Source organism: Duganella sp. LjRoot269, from assembly GCF_964254095.1.
Lineage (GTDB): Bacteria > Pseudomonadota > Gammaproteobacteria > Burkholderiales > Burkholderiaceae_D > Rugamonas > Rugamonas hordei.
This window is the reverse complement of record NZ_CAXUSL020000001.1, coordinates 5,253,228-5,275,275: the sequence shown is the minus strand read 5'-3', so window position 1 is coordinate 5,275,275 and position 22,048 is coordinate 5,253,228. Positions and strand designations below refer to the sequence as shown.

General features: G+C 65.8%; 18 protein-coding genes and 1 riboswitch. Of the genes, 11 read left to right on the top strand and 7 right to left on the bottom strand.

The window, feature by feature from the left end:
* Positions 1–16: 16 nt before the first annotated feature.
* Genes ACSQ3S_RS23600 through ACSQ3S_RS23575 form a run of 6 tightly spaced genes read left to right on the top strand, consistent with a single transcriptional unit; the run spans position 17 to position 8,398 of the window.
* Positions 17–2,569 carry a chemotaxis protein CheB gene (locus ACSQ3S_RS23600; protein ID WP_436143956.1) on the top strand — a complete coding sequence of 851 codons (2,553 nt, stop codon included), beginning with the start codon at positions 17–19 and terminating at the stop codon, positions 2,567–2,569.
* A gap of 1 nt (position 2,570) precedes the next feature.
* Positions 2,571–4,322, top strand: coding sequence for a PAS domain S-box protein (locus tag ACSQ3S_RS23595; protein WP_436143955.1), 1,752 nt, complete (start codon positions 2,571–2,573; stop codon positions 4,320–4,322).
* A gap of 38 nt (positions 4,323–4,360) precedes the next feature.
* Positions 4,361–6,502 (top strand): S46 family peptidase, encoded by a 2,142-nt coding sequence (locus ACSQ3S_RS23590; protein WP_436143954.1) that lies wholly within the window; start codon positions 4,361–4,363, stop codon positions 6,500–6,502.
* Positions 6,502–7,158 carry a nicotinamide riboside transporter PnuC gene (gene pnuC / locus ACSQ3S_RS23585; RefSeq protein WP_436143953.1) on the top strand — a complete coding sequence of 219 codons (657 nt, stop codon included), beginning with the start codon at positions 6,502–6,504 and terminating at the stop codon, positions 7,156–7,158. Before ACSQ3S_RS23590 ends, pnuC begins: the two co-directional genes overlap by 1 nt.
* The gene (locus ACSQ3S_RS23580) at positions 7,155–7,679 is read left to right on the top strand and encodes an AAA family ATPase (RefSeq protein WP_436143952.1); all 525 of its coding nucleotides are present in this window, start codon (positions 7,155–7,157) and stop codon (positions 7,677–7,679) included. Before pnuC ends, ACSQ3S_RS23580 begins: the two co-directional genes overlap by 4 nt.
* Positions 7,676–8,398 carry a hypothetical protein gene (locus ACSQ3S_RS23575; RefSeq protein ID WP_353402951.1) on the top strand — a complete coding sequence of 241 codons (723 nt, stop codon included), beginning with the start codon at positions 7,676–7,678 and terminating at the stop codon, positions 8,396–8,398. The genes ACSQ3S_RS23580 and ACSQ3S_RS23575 overlap by 4 nt, the downstream gene beginning before the upstream one ends.
* Here the strand turns inward: ACSQ3S_RS23575 and ACSQ3S_RS23570 are convergent.
* A complete protein-coding gene (locus ACSQ3S_RS23570) occupies positions 8,395–10,530 on the bottom strand; it encodes a TonB-dependent siderophore receptor (RefSeq protein ID WP_436143951.1) in 2,136 nt (711 codons plus the stop codon). The genes ACSQ3S_RS23575 and ACSQ3S_RS23570 overlap by 4 nt on opposite strands.
* Before the next feature lie 55 nt (positions 10,531–10,585).
* A riboswitch (TPP riboswitch) is annotated at positions 10,586–10,684 on the bottom strand.
* A gap of 188 nt (positions 10,685–10,872) precedes the next feature.
* Here ACSQ3S_RS23570 and ACSQ3S_RS23565 point away from each other — a divergent pair.
* Entirely contained in the window at positions 10,873–11,370 is a 498-nt protein-coding gene (locus tag ACSQ3S_RS23565) for an Imm26 family immunity protein (RefSeq protein WP_176651746.1), read from the top strand.
* Here the strand turns inward: ACSQ3S_RS23565 and ACSQ3S_RS23560 are convergent.
* From ACSQ3S_RS23560 to ompR, 3 genes are read right to left on the bottom strand one after another with little or no spacing between them, the layout of a single operon-like run.
* Positions 11,357–12,070 carry a hypothetical protein gene (locus ACSQ3S_RS23560; protein WP_436143950.1) on the bottom strand — a complete coding sequence of 238 codons (714 nt, stop codon included), beginning with the start codon at positions 12,068–12,070 and terminating at the stop codon, positions 11,357–11,359. The genes ACSQ3S_RS23565 and ACSQ3S_RS23560 overlap by 14 nt on opposite strands.
* A complete protein-coding gene (locus tag ACSQ3S_RS23555) occupies positions 12,067–13,434 on the bottom strand; it encodes an ATP-binding protein (RefSeq protein ID WP_176651745.1) in 1,368 nt (455 codons plus the stop codon). The genes ACSQ3S_RS23560 and ACSQ3S_RS23555 overlap by 4 nt, the downstream gene beginning before the upstream one ends.
* Before the next feature lie 15 nt (positions 13,435–13,449).
* Positions 13,450–14,151, bottom strand: a complete 702-nt coding sequence (ompR, locus tag ACSQ3S_RS23550; RefSeq protein ID WP_353402978.1) for an osmolarity response regulator transcription factor OmpR — start codon at positions 14,149–14,151, stop codon at positions 13,450–13,452.
* A 236-nt stretch (positions 14,152–14,387) separates the two neighbouring features.
* Here ompR and ACSQ3S_RS23545 point away from each other — a divergent pair, with 236 nt between their 5' ends.
* The 3 genes from ACSQ3S_RS23545 (at position 14,388) to ACSQ3S_RS23535 (ending at position 18,833) form a co-directional block, all read left to right on the top strand.
* Positions 14,388–14,798 (top strand): hypothetical protein, encoded by a 411-nt coding sequence (locus tag ACSQ3S_RS23545; protein WP_413448000.1) that lies wholly within the window; start codon positions 14,388–14,390, stop codon positions 14,796–14,798.
* 215 nt (positions 14,799–15,013) lie between these two features.
* On the top strand, positions 15,014–16,846 hold the full coding sequence (locus ACSQ3S_RS23540) for a flagellar assembly protein A (protein ID WP_436143949.1): 1,833 nt from the start codon (positions 15,014–15,016) through the stop codon (positions 16,844–16,846).
* A 121-nt stretch (positions 16,847–16,967) separates the two neighbouring features.
* Positions 16,968–18,833 (top strand): flagellar assembly protein A, encoded by a 1,866-nt coding sequence (locus ACSQ3S_RS23535; RefSeq protein WP_436143948.1) that lies wholly within the window; start codon positions 16,968–16,970, stop codon positions 18,831–18,833.
* Here the strand turns inward: ACSQ3S_RS23535 and ACSQ3S_RS23530 are convergent.
* The gene (locus ACSQ3S_RS23530) at positions 18,830–19,732 is read right to left on the bottom strand and encodes a LysR family transcriptional regulator (protein ID WP_436143947.1); all 903 of its coding nucleotides are present in this window, start codon (positions 19,730–19,732) and stop codon (positions 18,830–18,832) included. The genes ACSQ3S_RS23535 and ACSQ3S_RS23530 overlap by 4 nt on opposite strands.
* Before the next feature lie 83 nt (positions 19,733–19,815).
* Here ACSQ3S_RS23530 and ACSQ3S_RS23525 point away from each other — a divergent pair, with 83 nt between their 5' ends.
* Entirely contained in the window at positions 19,816–20,562 is a 747-nt protein-coding gene (locus tag ACSQ3S_RS23525) for a sulfite exporter TauE/SafE family protein (protein ID WP_436143946.1), read from the top strand.
* Here ACSQ3S_RS23525 and arfB read toward each other — a convergent pair.
* Both arfB and ACSQ3S_RS23515 read right to left on the bottom strand, forming a co-directional pair.
* Positions 20,552–20,941, bottom strand: coding sequence for an alternative ribosome rescue aminoacyl-tRNA hydrolase ArfB (arfB, locus tag ACSQ3S_RS23520; RefSeq protein WP_436143945.1), 390 nt, complete (start codon positions 20,939–20,941; stop codon positions 20,552–20,554). The genes ACSQ3S_RS23525 and arfB overlap by 11 nt on opposite strands.
* Positions 20,938–22,017: a CaiB/BaiF CoA transferase family protein gene (locus ACSQ3S_RS23515; protein ID WP_436143944.1), complete on the bottom strand. Its 1,080-nt coding sequence runs from the start codon at positions 22,015–22,017 to the stop codon at positions 20,938–20,940. Before ACSQ3S_RS23515 ends, arfB begins: the two co-directional genes overlap by 4 nt.
* Positions 22,018–22,048: the final 31 nt, after the last annotated feature.

Sequence of the window (22,048 nt, the reverse complement as noted above, 5' to 3'; positions counted from 1 at the left end):
AGGTTGCCGCGCCACGATGACAAAACGAACCGCCCCCGTTGCAGCTGCCGATGAGACGATCGCGGTCGTCGGCATCGGCGCATCCGCCGGCGGGCTCGATCCGATCTGCGAATTCCTCGCCAGCGTGCCGCCGGCCAGCGCCTGCGCCTATGTCGTCGTGCAGCACCTCGATCCGTTGCATAAAGGCATGCTGCCCGAGTTGCTGCAGCGGGTCACCCGCATGAAGGTTTGCGAAGTCGAAGACGGCATGGCGGTCGAAGCCAATCACGTCTACGTGATCCCGCCCAACCGCGATCTGGGTTTCGCCGGCGAGCGTTTCGCCGTGCTGCCGCCGGTGGGCGAGCGCGGTCACCGCCTGCCGATCGATAACTTCTTCCTGGCGCTGGCGGCGCGCTGCGGCGAGAAGGCGGTCGGCATCGTTTTTTCCGGCATGGGCTCGGACGGCACGCTGGGCCTGGCCGCGATCCGCGATGCCGGCGGGCTGACGCTGGCCCAGCTGCCGTCGTCGGCGCGCTTCGATCCGATGCCGGCCAGCGCCATCGCAGCCGGCGTGGTCGATGTCGTGGCCTTGCCGACAGACATGGCGCTGCATGTGGTTTCCTGGCGCGACACGCAGAACGCCGGGCTGCCGGCCCAGGCGACCGCGCAGCGCTACGCGCTGCAACAACTGTTCCATCTGTTGCTCCAGCAGACCGGCGCCAATTTTTCCGACTACAAGCTCAGTACCGTCATGCGCCGCATCGACCGCCGCATGAAGCTGTGCCAGTGCGCCTCGCTGCCCGCATATGTCGACTTCATGCACGACAACCCGATCGAGGTCGAGCTGCTGTTCAAGGAGCTGCTGATCGGCGTCACCAACTTCTTCCGCGATCCCAAGGTGTGGGACTACCTGATGGCGACGGCATTGCCTCAGCTGCTGGCGGAGCACCCAAACGGCGCCGCCTTCAAGGCCTGGGTGCCTGCCTGCTCGACCGGCGAGGAGGCGTATTCGCTGGCGATCGCGTTCAGCGAGGTGCTGGAGCAGCTGCGCCCGGCGGCGCAGTACACGCTGCAGATCTTTGCCACGGATATTGACGACGACGCCATCGAGCGCGCGCGCCAGGGGGTGTTCGGCGCCGGCATCGAGGAGCACGTCGGTCCGGCGCTGCTGCAGCGCTACTTCATGCCGGCCGAGAAGGGCGGCTACCGCGTCCGCAAGGACGTGCGCAACACCATCATCTTCGCGCGCCAGAACATCATTTCCGACCCGCCGTTCACCAAGCTCGATATACTGTGCTGCCGCAACCTGCTGATCTATTTCACGGCCAAGCTGCAGGAGCAGTTGATACCGCTGTTCCATTACGCCTTGAAGACCGGCGGGCTGCTGATGCTGGGCAGCGCCGATACGCCCGGCCATTTCAACGAGCTGTTCGCGCCGACCAGCGGCACGGGCCGCATCTACCGGCGGCTCGACGCCTCGATTCATCGTGTCGCCAATTATTTTCCTACGCGCGTCAGCAGCGTGTCGATTCCTCCAGCCAGCGAACCCAGTGATCCTTCCATGAACGGTAATCTTCAAACCCAGGTCGAGCAGATGCTGCTCAAGAAGCATGCGCCGGCCGCCGTGCTGCTCAACGTGAATGGCGACATCCTGTACATCCACGGCCGCACCGGCGCCTATCTGGAGCCGGCCGCCGGCAAGGCCAACTGGAACATCCACGCGATGGCGCGCGACAGCCTGCGGCACGAGCTGACCGACCTGCTGAAGCGGGCCTCGCAGTCCAGCGACATGATCGCGGCGCGCGGTCTGATCCAGCGCGACGAGAAGGGCAAGCCCTCGCAGGCGGTGGACCTGACCGCCGAGTCCATGACGGAAGGCGGCTCCCTGGCCGGCACCGTGCTGCTGACCCTTGCCACCGTGCCGCTGCCGCCGGCGAAGCGCCGTCCGCGCTCCAGCAATCCGCAGGTGCTGGAGCTGGAGCAGCAGCTGGCGCAGGCGCGGCTGGAGATCCAGGCGGTGCGCGACGAGATGCAGGCCTCGCGCGAAGAACTCAAGTCCGCCAACGAGGAACTGCAGTCGACCAACGAGGAGCTGCAGTCGACCAACGAGGAACTGACCACCTCCAAGGAGGAGATGCAGTCGCTGAACGAGGAGCTGTACACCGTCAACGCCGAGCTGCAATCGAAGGTCGACGACCTGTCGCTGGTCAACGGCGACATGAAGAATCTGCTCAACAGCACCGACGTCGCCACCATCTTCCTCGACAGCGCGCTGCGCATCCGCCGCTTCACCGACCAGAGCACCCAGATCTACAAGCTGATCCCCGGCGATGTAAACCGCCCGTTGAGCGACATCGTCAACGACCTGCAGTACCCGGACCTGGAGGCGGACGCGCGGGAGGTGCTGCGCACGCTGGTGTTCCGCGAGCGCCAGATCCCGACCCGCAACGGCGGCTGGTACACCGTGCGCATCATGCCCTACCGGACGGTGGAGAATGTCATCGACGGCGTGGTGGTCACCTTCATCAACATCACCGAATCGAAACAGCTGGAGGCGCAGCTGCGGTCGATGCAAAAGGGCGAGGACTAGCATGCCAAGGCGACCGCGTCCCGAACTCGATCCGGTCCAGCTGCGGCGCATCGCCGAGCTGACGGTATCGGCGCTGCCGACCGCCCAGCTGACGTCGGCGGACGCCGACAGCGATGAGCTGAGGCGCTGGCATGAACTGCAGGTCAGCCAGATCGAGCTGGACATGCAGAACACTGCGCTGCTCGAACTGCAGGCCGAGCGCGACCAGGCCGAAGCGGGACGCGACCGCTACGCCATGCTGTACGACCAGGCGCCGGCCGGCTACCTGTCGCTCGATGTCGAGGGCCGCGTGCTGCGTGCCAACCATGCGGCCGGCGAGCTGTTGGCTTGCCCGCGCGAGGAATTGCCGGGCAAGCGCTTCGAACAATTCGTCGCGCCGGAAGCGCAGGCGGCCTTGCGGCTGTTCCTGCGGCAGTTGTTCGAGCTTGGCGCGCGCGCGGTGCTGGAGGTGCCGCTGTTCGACCGCCATGCCGGCGCTGCCACAGGCGCGCCGGCCGAGCCGCGCCAGGTCCACATCGAAGCCAACCTCGATGCCGAGGCCCGCAGGTGCCGGGTGATCCTGACCGACATGGGCACGGCCGACCGGCGCGAGGCGGCGCGGCGGCGCGCCTTCCAGGTGCTCGACAGCATAGGCGAGGGCGTGCTGGTGTGCGACGCCGACAACAACATTGTCTCCGTCAATCCCGCCTTCACCGCCCTGACCGGCTACCCGGTGGAGGAGGTGCTGGGCCGCAATCCACGCTTCCTCGGGCGCCCGGGCGCCCATGCGGCCGGCTACCATGCGGAGGCGATGCGCTGCCTTCGCGCCTACGGCAAATGGCAGGGCGAGGTGCACAACCAGCGGCGCGACGGCACGCCGTACGTGGCGCACATGTCGCTGACGGTGATACGCGACGAGCATGGCGGCATCAATGCGTTCATCGGCGTGTTCTCGGATATCACCGCGCGCCAGCAGGCGGAGGCGGCGCTGCTGCAATTGTCGCGCGAACTCGATGCGCGCGTGGTCGAGCGGACCGCCGCGCTGACCGAGGCCAACCTGCGCCTGACGCAGGAGGTGGCGGAGCGCAAGCGCGCCGAGGCCGACCTGCAGGAATCGCGCGAGCAGCTGCGCAAGCTGGCCGAGCATCTGGAAACGGTCAAGGAAGACGAGCGCACGCGCATCGCCCGCGACATCCACGACGAGCTGGGACAGAACCTGATGGCGCTGCGCATCGACGTCTCGATGCTCAGCGCGCGCACCGGCGAGCGCCATGTGCGGCTGCACAACCGCGTCGAAGCGGTGCTGGAGAACGTCGACACCACCATCCGCAACGTGCGCGGCATCATGAACGAGCTGCGGCCGGCGGTGCTGGACCTGGGCCTGCAGGCGGCCCTGGAATGGCAGGCCGGCGAGTTCCGCAAGCGCAGCGGCCTGGCGTGCACGCTGATGCTTCCCTCCGAGCCGGTGTTCGCCGCCATCAAGCCTGAGATGGAGATCGTGCTGTTCCGCGCGCTGCAGGAGGCGCTGAGCAATGTGCGCCGTCACGCCGGCGCCAGCCGGGTCGACATCGCGCTGGCGGAGCAGGGCGGCCGCCTGCGCCTCACCATCGCCGACAACGGTATCGGCCTCGCGCCCCAGCATCGCGGCAAGAGCGAGTCCTTCGGCCTGATCGGCATGGCGCAGCGGGTGGCCGCGCTGGGCGGGAGCCTGGACCTGGGCCTCTACGTGCCGGGCGGAGGTTGTACGCTGACAATAGACTTGGACCTCGCATAAGGCATATACTGCCGCCAGCATTTATCCTGGGGGCGCTCTTGTTAAAATATCTAGTACTGCCGATGGCGCTGATCAGCGCCGCAGCGGCACAGGCCGACGAAGGCCAGTGGCAGCCGTACCAGCTGCCGCAACTGAAATCCGAACTGAAACGCGTCGGCATCACGATCCCGGCCGAAAAACTGGCGGACCTGTCCAAGCACCCGATGAGCGCCATCGTCGCGCTGCCCGGCTGCTCGGCCTCCTTCGTCTCCCCCGACGGGCTGGTGGTGTCCAACCACCACTGCGCCTACGGTGCGATCCAGCGCAACTCGACCCCCGAACATAACTACATCGTCGACGGTTACCTGGCCAGGACCCGCGCCGAAGAGCTGCCGGGCGGCCCGAACACGCTGGTCTACGTGACCGACAAGGTGGAAAACGTCACCGACCGCGTGCTCAAGGGCGTGACCGCCTCGATGAGCGGCAAGCAGCGCCACGACGCGGTGGAAAAAGCCGTCAAGGCGCTGATCGCCGAATGCGAGGCCGACAAGAGCTACCGCTGCTCGGTGCCGGCCTTCCATCGCGGCCTGGAGTACTACCGCATCCGCCAGATGATGATACGCGACGTGCGCCTGGTGTACGCGCCGGCCGACATGATCGGCAACTTCGGCGGCGACATCGACAACTACGAGTGGCCACGCCAGGGCGGCGACTATTCCTTCCTGCGCGCCTACGTGGGCAAGGACGGCCGTCCGGCCGACCCGTCGCCGGACAACGTGCCTTACCACTCGAAGGACTTCCTGGTGGTGTCGGCCGCCGGCTTGAAGAACGGCGATCCGGTGCTGCTGGCCGGCTATCCGGGGCGCACCAGCCGCTACAAGCTGCCGTCGGAAATCCGCGCCGCGCGCGACAGCGCCTATCCGGCCAAGGTGGCCGAGATCCAGGCCGACCTGGACGTGATCGCCGCCGCGGTCAAGGGCAATGCCGCCGCCGCCGTGCGCTATGCCAGCGTCGACAAGAGCATGAACAACGTGATGAAGAAAACCCAGGGCCTGCTGGACGGCTTTGCGCGCAAGGACATCGCCGCCATCAAGGACGTGCAGGACGCCGAGTTCCGCGCGTGGTATGCGAAGCAGCCGGGCGTGTCGAAAACCCTGCTGGCGGAACTGGACGCGGCGATCGCCGCCGACATCGCGCTGGCCGACGAGGAATTCGGCTACAGCGTGGCCACCACCGGCGACCTGCTGAAAAGCGCCGCCACGCTGTACCGCCTGGCGCGCGAAAACGCCAAGCCGGACGCGGAACGGGAAAGCGGCTACCAGCAGCGCGACCTGACCTTTATCAAGGCCCGCCTGAACCGTCTGGAGCAGTCTTACGTGGGCAGCGTCGACCAGGCGCGCTTCGCGGCCGCGCTGCAGCGCTACGCCAGGCTGCCGAAGTCCATGCACGTAGCCGGCATGGACGCATTGCTGCCGGCGGTTGACGCGGTGCCGGCGATGTACGGCAAGACGGAATTGGGCGATACCGCCAGGCGCCTGGCGTGGGTGGGCAAGGATGCCGCCACCATCGCCACTTCGGACGACGCCTTCCTGCAGTTGGCCGTCAAGCTGGACGATGTGACCGAGTCGCTGAAGGAGCGCCGCAAGGAACTGGACGGCAATCTGGAGCGCGTGATCCCGCAATACATGCAGGCCGTGATCGCGTGGAAGAAGTCGCAGGGTAAACCGGTGTATCCTGATGCGAATTCGACGCTGCGCGTGACCTACGGCACCGTGTCGCCGTACTCGCCGAAGGACGGCATCACCAAGGGCCCGTTCACCACGGTCGAAGGCATCGTCGAGAAGCATACCGGCAAGGATCCGTTCAACGCGCCGCAAAAGCTGCTCGATGCGATCAAGGCCAAGCGCTACGGGCAGTTCAAGGATCCGGTGCTGGGTACCGTGCCGGTCGATTTCCTGACCAGCGCCGATACCACCGGCGGCAACTCCGGCTCGGCGGTGATGAACAGGAACGGCGAGTTGATCGGCCTGAATTTCGATTCGACCTACGAGTCCATCACCAAGGACTGGTACTTCGACCGCGATATCACCCGCGCCATACACATGGATATCCGTTATATGTTGTGGATCATGAGCGAAGTGGATCACGCTGATAACGTGCTCAAGGAGATGACCATCAAATACCCGGCGCAAAAAAAATAATGAACGAGCTATCGGTTCTATTAGGTTACGCGAATACGCCCTGGCACCTGGCGGGCTTCGTCACGACTCCGCTGGAACTGGTCTCCTTCATCCTGTCGGTGGCCACGGTGTGGCTGAACATCCGCCAGAGCCACTGGGGCTGGCTGTTCGCCATCATCTCGTCGGCCACCTACGGCCTGGTGTTTTTCGGCTCGCGCCTGTATGGCGACATGGGCCTGCAACTGGTGTTCATCACCGTGTCCTTCTATGGCTGGTACCAGTGGCTGCACGGCGACGACAGCCATGACCGGCTGCCCGTCACCGCGCTCAATGCGCGCGGCCGCTGGAGCGCCGCCGCCGGCTGGCTGGTGGGCTTCGCGCTGCTGGCGTGGTTCCTCAAGTCGTACACCGATACCGACGTGCCGAACGCCGACGGTTTCCTGACCGCCGGCAGCCTGGTCGGACAGCTGCTGCTGTCGCGTAAAAAGATCGAGAACTGGCATGTATGGATCATCGTCGACGTGCTGTACGTGGCGCTATACCTGCACAAGCACCTGATGCTGACAGCGGTGCTGTACGCGGTCTTCGTCGGCATGGCGGTGATCGGCCTGCGCGCCTGGAACGAAGACGGCCAGGGTGCGGACGGCGGCGCCGGCCGGCGCATGGCGCTGGAATGAACGCGCCGCCGCTGCGGGTGGCGATACTCGGCCCCGAGTCGTCGGGCAAATCGACGCTGGCCGAGACGCTGGCCATGCGTCACCAGACGCTGTGGGTGCCCGAATACCTGCGCGAGTTTGTCGACACCGAGGGCAGGGTGCCGGTGGCCGCCGACCAGTTCCACATCGCCGCCACCCAGCGCGACCGCGAGGACGCGGCCGCAGCCAGTGGCGGGACCAACAGATATCTTTTCTGCGACACCGCGCCGCTGATGACGGCGGTCTACAGCCGCCACTATTTCGGCGGCATCGACGACCAGCTGGCGCCGCTGGCGGACCGCCATCCGCAGGATTACACCATGACGCTGGTGGCCTCGCCGGATATTCCCTGGGTGGCCGACGGCCTGCAGCGCGACAGCGAGGAAGTCACAGCCATCATCTATCGCATGCTGCTGGACGAACTGGCCGCGCGTGGGATACCCTATCTGCTGGTGTCGGGTGAACTCGATCAACGCTTATCCTGGGTGGAAAAACATTTATGAAAAGGCGGCTGGCGGCGTTATTGATGCTGGCGTCCCCGCTGGCGCTGGCCGATACCGGCTACTACCTGGTTTCCACCTACGATGTGGAAGGCCAGGCGTCCATCGACTACAAATACTGGAACGCCCACTACAAGGGATTTACCACCGCAGCGCCGGAAATCGGTTTCGGCTACGGCGTGACGTCGCGCTGGTACACGGAGCTGTACGCGCAGTGGTTCCAGTTCAACGGCGGCGGTAAAAAATGGGCGGAAACCGCCTGGCAGAACGACTTCATGCTGACGCAAGGCCAGTACGATTTCGACCTGGCGCTGCACACCAAGGTCACCAAGGCACGCGACAGCGCCGACGGTTATGCGCTGGAAGCGGGGCCGGTGCTGCAGACGGAAATCGGCCGCACGCAATTCAACGCCAACCTGTTCTTCCAGCGCGACGTCCGGGTCGAGGGCGGCGGCGAGCATCCGCTGGAGCTGACTTACCAGCTGCAGGTCAAGCATCACTGGAAGCCGTGGTTCCAGCCCGGCGTGCAGGCCTTCGGCGAAGTGGGGAAATGGAATGACTGGCTGCCTTACCGGCAGCAGTCGCACCGCGCGGGACCGGCGGTGCTGGGCCATGTGGATATCGGCAAGCAGGAACTGAAGTATGAATTCGCCTACCTGATCGGCAGGAATTCGGCGCGCGCGGCGAAGAGCTTCTCGATGCGCGCGCAGCTCATTTTCTAGAAGTCCAGCTGCGCCGAGACGCGGAAGGTGCGCGATGCACCCGGCATCAGGTAGCCGCCCAGGTCCGGCGTGACGTCGCGCCAGTAGAACTTGTCCAGCGCATTGTCGATGCCGGCGCGGAAGGTGGTGGCCATGCCGGCCACGCGCGTCGCATACGAACCGCTCAGGTTCAGCACATGGTAGGCCGGCACGAACACCGTGTTGGCCGCGTCGAACGCCTTCTTGCCCGAGTACTGCCAGTTGGCGCCCAGCTTCAGGCCCGCCAGTTGCGGTACGGCGTAATCCGCGTACACGGACGACTTGAAGGCGGCGACGTCGGTCACCCGCTTGCCGTCCATGTCTGCGTTGCCGGTGTCGCGCTGCTGCGTGTTGAGCGCGGTGGCCGATACGCCCACCGTCAGGTCGCGCGTCACTCGTCCGTTCAACGCCGTCTCCAGGCCGCGGTTCTGCGCCTGGCCGTTACGCACATAGAAGTTCTGCGCGTCGGTGTATTCCAGGCCTTTGCGGATCTGGAACAGCGCCACGGTGGCGCTCAGGTCCTGGCGGATGTCGGCCTTGATGCCCAGCTCCACCTGCTTGGATTTGCCCGGATCGAGCGCGCGGCGTTCGTTGCCGGTGCCGATAGGCGCCACGCCGCCATGCTCCAGGCCTTGCGCATACGACGCGTAGACGGAGACGTTGGGACGCACGCTGTACACCAGCGCCACGTTCGGCAGCCAGAAGCCGACGTCGGTGTGCGCGTACGGCAGCACCACGCCGTTGTCGTTGGTGCCGACGTATTCGTCGCGCTTGACCTGCACGTAGCGCGCGCCCGCGTGCAGCTTGAGCTGCCCGGTCAGGCTCAGGATGTCTTGTGCGAACACGGCCCGTTCGTTGTCGCGGCGGCGTTCGGAAACCGGACCGCTGGTGCCGGGCGCCGGCGCGACCACCACAGGATGGTAGATATTGCTGGTGCCCGACAGGTCGTACAGGTAGTCGCCCCATTTTTCACTGTTCTTGAACAGCGATGCGCCGCCGGTGAACTCATGCTTCAGCGAGCCGGTGGCGAAACGGCCCTGCACCAGCGCCTGCACCGTCAGCGGCGATTTCTTCTCGCCCAGGCTGATGTAGTTGTAGACGTCGTAGTCGCCGTTGCCGCAGAAGCCGGGATACAGGTCCTGGGCGCCGCAGCCGTAAGGGAAGGCGGTGTAGTCGTCGCGCTTGAAGGTGTGCTGGTTGGCGCTGAGCGTGGTGCTCCAGTCGGGCGTGAACTTGTATTCGAAGCGCGCGCCGACGTTGCTGCTGGTGGTCTCCACCGGACGGCTCCACGGCTGGTTGTTCAGCATGTTGTCCGCCTCGATATTGGGCAGGGTCAGGTTGTTCAGCAGCTGGAAGCCGGGAGCGGTGGTCTGCGATTTTTTCTGGTAGTCGGCATCGACCTGCAGCAGCGCCTGCGGCGAGATGCGCCAGTCGAAGGCGGCCGAGACGAACTTGCGGTTGCCGTCGGCGCCCTTGATGTAGGAGCGCAGGCGCTCGGCGGCGGCGTTGATGCGGTAGCCGAAGCGGGTGTCCTCGAAACGGCCGCCCAGGTCGACGGCGCCGTAGACGGTGCCGCGCTCGCGCTCTTCCAGCACCACCGTGCGCAGCGGCGTATCGGTCGGGCGCTTGGTGACGTAGTTGACGATGCCGCCGGGCGCGGCCACGCCTGCCTGCAGGCCGGACAGGCCTTTGAGCACTTCCAGACGCTCCTTGTTTTCCAGCGGGATCTGGGTGTCGCCGGGGATGGCCATGCCGTCCTTGCGGTAGCTGGAGGCGTTGTCGAGCTTGAAGCCGCGGATCGAGAACTGTTCCGAGTAGCCGACCGCGTTGTAGGCGTCGCTGATGCTGGCGTCGTATCGGGCGGCGTCGGTGGTGGAGCGGATCTGCAGGTCCAGCATCTGCTCGGCGGTCAGCACGCTGACCGAGGCCGGCGTTTCCAGCAGCGGCGCGTTGGAGAAGCCGGCGACGGAGGCGCGCGTGGCCTGCGCCTTGGCGGCGGTGATCACCACTTCCGTCATGGGCTGGTCGGCGGCGGTTTCGGCGATGGCGGCGCCAGGAAAAGCCTGCAACACCGCGAGGGCGATGGTGGATACTGCGAATTTTGGGTTGTACATTGTCTGCTCTCTTCTTGTTCGGCTGGGGCCGCGGAAGAGAGCCATCAAAGGAGGGGAGAACCACTTTGCGCTTTCCTTCGCTGGCATTATCCAGATCAGGTACGAAGGGTATCTCTCACCCGGAAACAATGTCCCAGGACCCCTAGCGAAGCGGTAGTTTAGCACAAACCTGGCGCAACCCCGGCCGTAGCGATGGCGTGCGACGTATTCCGCGCCGCGCCGCTACACTTGCGATTTGCGCCCCAGGGCGCCAACGAAGCAGTCACAGCCAATAGCGGAGGCGCCATCATGTCAGTGCATTTTGGTGAATCGTTACTGCATCGTGCAAGTGAAAGGGTAGGAATGAGGCAGTCGTATCAAGAGGGAAGCTGGTTTGCGGTGCCGCTGCTGGATGGCGGGTATGGCTGGGGACTGGTGGCGCGTTTGTCGCCGGGAAGTAAGATTATGCTGGCGTATCTGTTCGGCCCCAAGCTGACGCGCCTGCCGACGCTGGAGGAGCTGGGCACCCTGCAGCCGCAGGACGCGGTGAAGATATTGCGGGTGGGCGACATGGCGCTGGCCAGCGGCCACTGGCGCGTGCTGGGCGACGCGCCCGACTGGGATCCCGCGCGCTGGCCGGTGCCGCAGTTCCTGCGCCGCGCCGACGCCCTCAAGCGCGCCTGGCGCGTGACATATTCGGATGCCGACCCGAGCCGGTCGGAACGCGAGGAGTCCGTACCCTATGATACACAAGGGCTGGAAACGGATTCGCTGTACGGCTACGGTTCGGCGGAGTTATTGTTGACCAAGCTGCTCGAGCCGGCCGACCATCCGATCAACCGCAGCGTCAACCGCAGCTGACGTTCCAGGCCGTGTATTCGCCGCGGCTCTTGCGCACGGCGACGCGGGCCACGGTGTCGCGGTCGCTGCTGAACACCAGGCCGAACATCACCGGCGCACCGGGCGTCGGCGCCGCCGGTTCCAGCGCGCTGAGGCGGAAGGTCAGCGCGCGCTGGCGGGCGCATTGCGAGTTGCCGGCAAACAGCAGGCGTGCGCGCAGCAGCAACTCGCGGTGCTGGCGCAGCAGCGCCACCACGTCCGCCGGCGGCAAGGTCTTATCCATCAGCACGGTGTAGCGGGCGGCGGTGCAGGCGGTGGCCGGTTTCGCCAGCCACACATACCATTCCGGCGGCTGGGCCGACTCGGTCCAGCGCCGTCCCTTGGGCGCGCCGGCGTCATAGATGAAACTGGAGCGTATCTGCCGGCACAGGTCGACGGCCGAGTGGCGCGGCGCCGAATCGACGCGGGCGATCACCTGCCACGGCTTGCCGCGCTGGCGTTCGATGTCGAAGGCGGGCGCGAACAGCGGCAGCACCGGCTGCGCGCCGTGGGCTTCGGCGGCGGTTTTTTCGCGGAAATAGTCGTCGAAGGAATCGCGCTCCTCGGCGGTGGGCTGGCGCTGTTCGATGCGCGGCTGCGCGGCTGCGCTTGTTGTTGCTGCTGAGCTTGCCTGCGCGACGACCAGCAGCGCTGCGGCCATCGATAAAGCTGCGCGCATCATGCCGCCTTCATCACGATCTGGATCTGCAGGCCGCCGCCTTCGCGGTTGCGCACATGAAGCTCGGCGCCGTGGCGCAGCAGCACGCGGTCGACGATGGCCAGCCCGAGGCCGGCGCCGTTGGCCTGGCCGCGCGCCGTGTCCAGCCGCGTGAAGGGCTTGAGCAACTGCTCGATCTGGTCGTCCGGCACGCCGGCGCCGTGGTCCTGCACTTCGATGGTCACGCGCTTCGACGTGTGCATGCCTTTGACGCTGCACTTGATGTCGATTTCGGTGAACTCGGCGTCGGGCGTCCTGCCGTAGCGGCGGGCGTTTTCGATCAGGTTGTTGATGACGCGCTTGAGGTCGGTGGGGTTGCCCATCACGTGGGCGTTGGCGGCGATGTCGGTGCGGATGTGCACGTCGGGCAGGCGCTCCGCTTCGCGCGCGGTGTCGCTCAGCAGTTCGCTGATGTCGACGTTGGTGAAGCTCGACGCCTCGGTCGGCTTGGCATAGTCGAGGAACTGGCCGATGATGGCGTCCATCTGGCCGATGTCGGACTGGATGCCCTCGCGCGCGTCGTTGGACAGGTTGGCCATCTCCACTTCCAGCTGCATGCGCGCCAGCGGCGTGCGCAGGTCGTGCGAAATGCCGGCCAGGATCACGGCGCGGTCCGACTCCACCTGCTGCAGCTGGTCGACCATCTGGTTGAAGCTGCGGTTGGCCTCCATGATTTCCAGCGGGCCTTTTTCCGGCAGCGGATCGGGGCGCTTGCCCTGGGCGAAGGCGCGCGTGGCCTGCGTCAGCCGGCGCAGCGGCAGGTTGATCAGGCTGGAGATGAAGGCCGCGCCCAGCAGCGACACCACCGACACCACGCTGGCCCAGCCCAGCCACTGGATGCCGGTCAGGCCGCGGATGCGTTCGCGCTCCAGCATCAGCCAGTAGGCGTCGTCGTCGATCTTGAAGCTGACCCAGAAACCGGACACGCCGTTGACCTGGGCCGAGAAGCGCGTGTCCTCGCCCAGCTTGGCCTTGACCAGCTTCTGGATGTCGGGCATCAGCGCGTTATCGGGCGGCGGCTCGACCTTGTCGTCTTCCTCCAGCGGGAACACGCGGATGCCTTCGTTCGACACCAGGTCGAACAGCAACTCGCGCCGCAGTTCGGGCGCGGAGTGGGTCAGGGCGGCGTGGGTGATGGTGACCACCGAGATCACCTGCGAGGAGATCTGCTGCACCTGCGGCTCGTGCTGCACCACGCTGATCATGCCGACCCAGGCCGTCATGCTGGTGGTGGTCAGCGCCCCCAGCAGGAAGAAGGTACGCCAGAACAGGCCGCTTTTCAGGCTGGCCACGCGAAACGTGAAGGGGAACTTCGATGGAAACTTCATGTGCGCTTCCGCGCCTTAGCGCGGCTGCCCCTCCGGAATGAACACATAGCCCAGGCCCCAGACGGTCTGGATGTACAGCGGGCTTGACGGATCGGGCTCGATCAGCTTGCGCAGGCGCGAGATCTGCACGTCCAGGCTGCGGTCGAACACTTCGTATTCGCGGCCGCGCGCCAGTTCCATCAGCTTCTCGCGCGACAGCGGCTGGCGCGCGTGGCGGGCGAATACTTTCAGTACCGAAAACTCGCCCGTGGTCAGCGGCACGGTTTCGCCGTTCTTCTTCAGCGTGCGCGTGCCCAGGTCCAGCACGAACTGGCCGAACTCGAACGATTGCGGGGTTTCCGACGGCGCGCCGGGAATCTCGTCCGGACCGCGGCGGCGCAGCACGGCGCCGATGCGGGCCACCAGCTCGCGCGGGTTGAACGGCTTGGGCAGGTAGTCGTCGGCGCCCATTTCCAGGCCGACGATGCGGTCCACGTCCTCGCCCTTGGCGGTGAGCATGATGATCGGCGTCTGGTCGCCGGCGCCGCGCAGGCGGCGGCAGATCGACAGGCCGTCCTCGCCGGGCAGCATCAGGTCCAGTACCAGCAGGTCGTAGCGCTCGCGCAGCCACAGCTTGTTCATCGCTGTGGCGCTCTCGGCGGTGAAGACATTGAAGCCCTGTTCGGTCAGGTAGCGGCGCAGCAGGTCGCGCAGGCGGACGTCGTCGTCCACTACCATAATCTTGGCCTGGTGGCCATTTTGATTAACCGGGGTGTTGCCGGATTCTGTCGTTGTGCTAGTCATTTGCCTGCCAGATTTGTCATATTCATGTTGCTATGGTAACGTCATAATCGTCTTGCGAAAACGTCTGTGACCACCCATTACAAAGTGTTACAAACTTTACCCAATTCGTCTTACCCCCTCAGGTAAAGCATCATACACTCTGGGCATAGATTCAGCTTTTTAGGAACGCCATGGGCATCGATCACAAAAAAATACACGCGGCAGCAAGCGCATCTTTTTGCGTTCGATCCTCCATGGGCGCCGCGCTGTTGTGCTGCGGACTGCTGGGCGCATCGCTGGCCCAGGCCGATTCCGGTGAGGGGCCGCGCCGTGAAGAGCAGCGCAATGCCCCGGTCCGGGAGCATGTGCAGCAGCAGGCACAACCTCGCCAGCAGGCCGAGCGCCAGGCCGACCCGCGCCAGCTCGATCCGCGCAGCTACGAGGCGCGCGCCGAAGAGCAGCGCCGCGCGATGCAGGAAGCCGGCCGCAATGCGGAGATGAGCCGCCGCGTCGGCCGCCTGACTCCCGACGAGCGCCGCGACCTGCGCCGCCAGATCAATGAAGTGGGCCAGGACATCTACGCCAACCCGCCGCGTCATTAATGTTATTGATTCAATATTGATCTGTAGCAATAAGTTCACACTCACCCCGTTCACGACACGAATTTCGCTTCCATTCGGCCACTCTGCGTGTAATATTAATTAATTACACGTAATTGCCTTTTGGCATTCCTGTTGTCCGGAGGATAAGAGTGGCTCACGATGCGGTACCTGCCGTCCCAGTACCTGGACAGGAGTCCCCGGCTCCGGGACGCGGCTTGCCCGTCGGTTTGCTGAGCCGGCCGGACGGCATCTACATCGACCTGACGCTGTCGCCGCTGACGCTGACGGCGGCCATCAACGAAGTCTTCCACTCACACTATTATTTTGTCGGCCTGAACTATCCGGTGCTGATCAAGGCGCTGTACGGCGTCGGCCCCGACTTCGGCAACGCCAAGGTGGTGCGGCTGGCGGCCGAGATGCGCGCGATCGACGAGCAGCGCATCCCGCTGTACAAGAATCCCAAGATGGGACGCGGCTACGCCGAATACTATTTCGAGCCGCTGTTCCTGGACGAGATGGTGCTGCCCGACGGCACCGTGATACCGGAGCGCCAGACCCGGCTCGACGTCGACGAGTTTGTCGCCGAGATGTGGAACAAGGGCATCCTGTTCGGCATCGAGGTGGCGGCGGTGGCGGCGGCGATCGCCTCCACCAAGGCCGACCGCATCACCTTCGCCACCGACCTGGAACCGGCGGCCGGCCAGGACGCGACCGTGGTCGAGGTGTCGTCCGACCTGCACCGCAGCGACGCGCCCAAGGCCAAGGCCGACGGCCGCATCGACCTGCAGAGCTTCCAGAACCGCTTCCCGCAGATCAAGCCCAATGTGCGGCTGCTGAAAAAGCTGCCGCCGGTGCCGGGCCAGCCCGGCTTCGACCTGGCCGGCAAGATCACCGCGCCGGCGCCGCCCAAGGACCTGACGCTGCGCTTCTACGCCGGCGACGGCACCGAGGCCAAGATGCTGGAGGACGGCGAGTACCTGGTGTCGACCCGCGAGGGCTTCCTGAGCGTCGATCCGAAGTCCAGCCGCATCTCCATCACCGACAAAATCGTCAGCAAGGAAGGCGTCAGCGGGCGCACCACCGGCAACCTGCAGCTGGCCGGCGCCTACGAGGAATACGGCGACGTGCAGGAGCAGAAGGAAGTCACCGGCAGCGACATCACAGTGCACGGCAACGTCTACGGCCATATCAATTCGCGCGGCGGCACCGTGGTGCTGGACCAGAACCTGGTCAGCGGCAGCGTCAACAACGTGGCCGGCGACGTGACCGTGACCGGCGTCGCCTCCAATTCGGTGATCCACACCCGCAGCGGCAAGATCGTCATCGGCCGCGCCGAGAACTGCGTCATCTCCGGCACCAGCGTGACGGTGGGCGAGGCTTCCAACTGCGAGATCGTCGCCGACGAGATCCACATCGAGGTGGCCGAGGGCTGCGCGGTGGCCGGCCGCAATGTCGAAATCGAAAATGCCGGGCCGCGCCGCCGCACCGAGATGGTGGTCTACGTGCTGGTGCGCGACGTCAGCAAATTCGACGAGGAGATCGCCGAACTGGATCAGCGGGTCGCCGCTTTCGCGCAGGCCAACCAAGGCTTCCAGGAAGAGATCGACCGCATCGCCGCCGTGCCGGACGTGCGCCGCTACCTGGCGCTGGCCGCCAAGCTGCGCAACCAGGAACTGCAGCTGACGCCGGAGCAGGGTCTGCATCTGCGCAAGATCGCGGCGGCGGTTGCGGCCGAGCTGCAGGCCATCGCCAAGCTGCGCGAGGACCTGCAGGCCGGCCAGACCCAGCAAAAGCTGCTGGCCGACCGCCTGGCCCGCGTGATCGAACAGAAGCAGGAGGCGTCCGGCCATGCGCGCTGCGGCCTGCACATGGTCAGCGGCGAGACCACCGTGCGCACCATGCCTTATCTGGCCGACAGCGCCTCGCTGGCGCTGCTGCCGCCCAAGGACATCAAGCAGCGCCTGCGCGGCACGCCCAACGGCGGCGAGGTGCTGTTCTGCGACAGCGACGGCTCGCTGGACTGGCACTTGAGCGCGCGTCCGCAATGAGGCGCGCACAAGTTTCATGGTTCATGCTAATCTAGAATTAACATTAAAAAAGTGAAGGCGCGCCTGCTTGTTCATGCAATGAGCGTGCAATGCGCCGACGTACATTATCCTGGGGACTACTGTGTCAGACGACGCTACGGCGCTGGAACAAATTGCTGATGGCGAGCTTCCGTCGGCCATCGTCAAGCGTGCGGACGGAGTGTATTTCGAGACCGGCGCTTCGGCGGTATCCTGCCTGTCGGCGGTGAGCCAGATTTTTCTCAGCAGCGCCTATTTCTCCAACCTGGACTACGCGGTCTTCACCAAGCTGCTGTACAACTGCGGACCCGACCTGCCGGAGAACGTGGTCAACAAGCCGCTGATACGCTTCGCCAGCAGCATCGAGCCGTTCTATCCGCAGCGCCGGGGGCTGTACAAGTCCGTCAAGATCATCAACGGCGAGGCCGAATACTATTTCGAACCGGTGTTCTTCGAGGTGCCGGACATGCCGTCGCAGCCGGCCCGGCTCAACTTCGACGAATTCGTTTCCGACATGTGGGTCAAGGGCATACGCTTCGGCATCGACGCGCCGGTGGTGCGGGACGTCATCGTCACCGGCCGCGTGGCCCGCGTCATCGTGGCGCGGCGGCTGAACGCCACGCCGGGGCGCGACGCCACCATCGTCGAGGTGTCGCAGGACATCCATCGCAGCAACGCGCCGCGCGAGAAATCGGACGGCAAGCTCGATCTGCAGGCTTTCCAGAACCGCTTCCCGCAGGTCAGGCCCAACGTCAAGCTGTTGCGCAAGGTGCCGCGCACGGCCGGCGTGCGCGGCTTCGAGCTGTCGGGCATCGTGCTGGAACCGCCGGTCTCCAGGGACATCGAACTGAGTTCGGTGGCCGGCGAGGGAACGGTGATCGAGAACCTGCGCGACGGCGAGTTCCTGGTGTCGGCGGTGGAGGGCTTCCTCAGCGTGGATCCGGGCACCAAGCGCATTTCCATCGGCCCCAAGATCATCAGCCGCGAAGGCGTGAGCGCGCGCACCACCGGCAACCTGCTGCTGACTGGCGAGTACGAGGAGTTCGGCGACGTGCAGGAGCAGCGCTCCGTCGACGGCGGCAACATCACCATTCACGGCGACGTGTTCGGCATCATCAATTCACGCGGCGGCGATATCGTCCTGAGCCGCAACCTGATGGGCGGCACCTGCACCAACGTCGACGGCGGCATACGGGTGCAGGGCGTGGCCTCCGGCGCCGTGCTGCAGACGAAGCGGGGCGAGGTGACGCTGGCGCGCGCGGAAAGCTGCATCATCTCCGGCACACGGGTGGTCATCGGCGAAGCGAGCAACTGCGAAATCATGGCCGAGGAGGTGATCATCAAGGTGGCCGAGGGCTGCGCCATCGCCGCGCGCAAGATCGAGATCACCAGCGCCGGGCCGCGCAAGCAGCACGAGATGCTGCTCTATACGCTGGTGCCCGATACATCCAAGTTCGACAAGAAGATCGCCGAGCTGCAGCCCAGGGTGCAGCAGGCGGAGCGCGAGGCCAATCTGCGCAAGGCGGAGATCGACGCGATCACAGGCCAGACCGAGGTGCGCAACTACCTGACGCTGGCCACGCGCGTGCGCAAGCGCGAGGTCACGCTGACGCCGGAGCAGGAGCCTCTGTTCCAGAAGATGGCGGCGGCCGTGGGGCCTTCGCTGAAGGCGGTGGCGAAGATTTCGCTGGCGATGAAGGCGGCGCAGGTGCAGCAGGAGCAGGCGCAGGAAGAGGTCAACCAGGTGCAGCGGCAGAAGACGTCCGTGATGCGCGGTTCGCGCTGCGTGGTGCATATGCTGACCGGCGACGTGCTGCTGCGGACCATGGCCTTCGTGCCGGAAGGCCCGGCGGCGCACGACCGGCCCGCCAAGGAGGTCAAGGCCAAGGTGCGCACCACGGCGGCGGGCATGACGACGATCTTCTCCGGCAGTACCGGTCCGATCGAGTGGGCGCCGGAGACTGACTAAGGGGTGGCCTGCCGCAGCGCCGAGACCAGCTCGCGCGCATGGCGGGGCAGCGCGGCCAGGTCGCGCACGCAGACCAGCAGTTTGCGCTTCGCCCAATCATCGCTTACTTTCAACACCAGCAGCTTGTCGGCGGCGGCGTTCCTGCGCGCGGCCGTCTCCGGCATCAATGCCAGGCCAACGCCGCTGGCCGCCATGCGGCATACCGCCTCGAAGCTGCGCAGCCTGATTTTGCAATGCATGCGCAATCCCAGCCGGGAGGCCTGTTCCGCCGCGTAGCGCTGGAAGGCGCTGTCGCCGGCCAGGCCGATGAAGTCGTGCGCCAGCGCGTCGGCGTAGTTGATGCTGCGCCGGTTCCTGTTCTGCTTTGCCAGCGGATGGCTGCGCGCCATCACCAGCGCCAGCGCATCGTCGCGGAAAGCGAAGGTTTGCAGCGCCGAGGCGTCGACCGCGTCGCTGACGATGCCGATGTCGGCTTCGCCATCGGTGACGGCCTGCACGATGTCGCGGCTGAGGCGTTCTTCCAGGTCGATGCCGAGTTGCGGATGCGCGGCGAGGAAGGCGGCCAGCGCGTCCGGCAGGAATTCGGTCATCGCCGAGGTGTTGCACAGGAGCCGGATGCGGCCCTTCAGGCCCGACGCGAATTCCGCCAGGTCGGCCTGCATGCCGTCCACCTGGCGGGCGATGGCGCGGGCGTGGTGCAGCAGCGCGCGGCCGGCTTCGGTCGGTTCGGCGCCGCGCCGTCCACGCCGCAGCAGCGGCACTGCCAGCGCTTCCTCCATGCCGCGTATGCGGGCGCTGGCCGAGGGCAGCGCCAGATGCGCCAGCCGGGCGCCGGCGGTGATGCTGCCGCTTTCGGCGATATGGACGAACAGCCTCAGGTCGGTCAGGTCGAAGCGCATGATGTCAGCTTATGGTTTTACCTAAGTCTGACTGAGTATATTCCAGATTTTCAGGCGCCGCGCGCAAGGGCAGAATGGTGCCCATGGATACTTCGCTTATATTTGTCGCACTGGTGTTTGTGTTGGCCGGCATGGTCAAAGGCGTGACCGGCATGGGCTTGCCGACGGTCGCCGTGGCCTTGCTGACGCTGAAGATGTCGCCGCTGGAGGCCGCCGGCCTGCTGATTGTGCCTTCGTCGATTACAAATGTCTGGCAGCTGGCTGCGGGGCCGGCGCTGTATCCGCTGTGGCTGCGCATGCGGAACCTGCTGCTGGCGGTGTGCGCGGGCACCGCCGCCGCGGCATGGATCGCCACAGCGGTCCCGGCTGCGGAGGCATGGAGCGGGGCGGTGCTGGGGCTGGCGCTGGTGGGCTACGGCGTGCTGGGTTTGACCGGCTGGCGCTGGCATGTGGCGCCGCGCGCGGAAGCGTGGGCCGGGCCGCTGGCGGGCGCGGCGACGGGTGTGATGGCCGGCGTCACCGGGGTGTTCGTCATGCCGGCGGCGCCGTATCTGCAGGCGCTGGCGCTGGAAAAGGATGAGCTGGTGCAGGCGATGGGATTGGCCTTCACCGTCTCGACGCTGGCACTGGCCGTCATGCTGGCTTGCCGCGGCGAGTGGCACGCGTCGGTGGCGGGCAGTTCCCTCCTGGCGCTGCTGCCGGCGGGCGGCGGCATGCTGCTGGGGCAGTGGTTGCGCGAGCGCATGCCTCCCGCCTTGTTCCGCCGCTGTTTCTTCGTCAGCCTGCTGGCGCTGGGCGCCCATCAGTGCCTGCGGACTTTTACAAACTGACTTTGCCGCGCAGCTGTTTGCGCTCGCCGTCCTTGGTCTTGCCGTCGAGCCGCTTGCGCTGCGAGCTGCGGGTCGGCCTGGTGGTGCGGCGCACGGTTGGCAGCACGGCCACGCTGTCGACCAGCTCCTGCAGGCGGCGCAGCGCATCTTCCTTGTTGGCTTCCTGGCTGCGCGACTGCTGCGCCTTCAGCACCACCACGCCATCCTTGGTGATACGGCTGTCGCGCAAGGCCAGCAGGCGTTCCTTGATATGCTCGGGCAGCGAAGACGCCGCGATATCGAAGCGCACGTGCACCGCGTTCGACACCTTGTTGACGTTCTGACCGCCGGGACCCTGTGCGCGGATCGCGGTGAACTCCACTTCATTCACGTCGATCACGGCTGGAACCTCACCGGCTGCGCCAGCGCCCACGATTCGCCCTCGGTCTGGTGGCGATGGCGCGCCACCATGCCGCGCGCGGCGAACAGCGGATGCAGCAAAGCTTCTTCCGTGCGCAGCACCGGCGACACGCAGCAATCGGCCGGCGCGAACGCCTCGGTCCACTGCGCCAGCGTGCGGGTGGCGAAGATCGCCGACAATTCATCCTTGAGCGCCATCGCATCCTCGCCGCCGACCTGCTGGCCCAGTTGCCAGTGGCGCGTTTTCAAATCCGGCCGGCCCAGCACGTCGCAGCAACCCTGCCAGAATTTCAGCTCCAGCGCGCCAACGGCCATGTAGCGGCCGTCGGCGGTGCGGTAGACGTTGTAGCAGGGGACGCCACCGCTCAGCAGGTCGCGTCCGGGTTGCGCCGCCGCGCCATTGTTCACCGCCACCAGCGGCATCAGGTTGTGCGCCAGCACCGTGTCGGTCATCGAGACATCGACGAAGCGTCCGGCGCCGCCCATCTTCACCGCCACCAGCGCCGCCAGGATGCCCTGCAGCGCCGACTGCGCGCCGCCCAGCAGATCGCCCACCTGCAGGTTCGGCAGCACCGGCACGCCGTCCGCGCCGGCGTTCTGGTCCAGCATGCCGGCATAGCCGATGTAGTTGATGTCGTGTCCCGCCAGCTGGGCAAAGGGGCCGTCCTGGCCATAGCCGGAAATCGCGCACATCACCAGCTTCGGGTTGCGCTGTTTGAGCGTCTGCCAGCCCAGGCCCAGCTTGTCCATCACGCCGGGGCGGAAGCTCTCGACCAGCACGTCGGCGGTTTCCACCATCGCCAGCAGCTGCTCGCGATGGGCCGCGTCCTTCAGGTCCAGCCGCATCATCCGCTTGCCGCGATTGACGGCGACGAAGAACTGCGACACCTCGTTGCGCACCGGCCCCATGACGCGCGCGTAGTCGCCGGCGCCGGGATCTTCGATCTTGATCACCTCCGCGCCCATGTCCGCAAGGTGCATGGTGGCGACGGGACCGGGCAGCAGCCGTGTCAGATCAAGCACGCGTATGCCGTTGAGGGGGAGTTGAGGGTTCATGTGCTGATTGTAGCAAACCTGCAACCGCGCT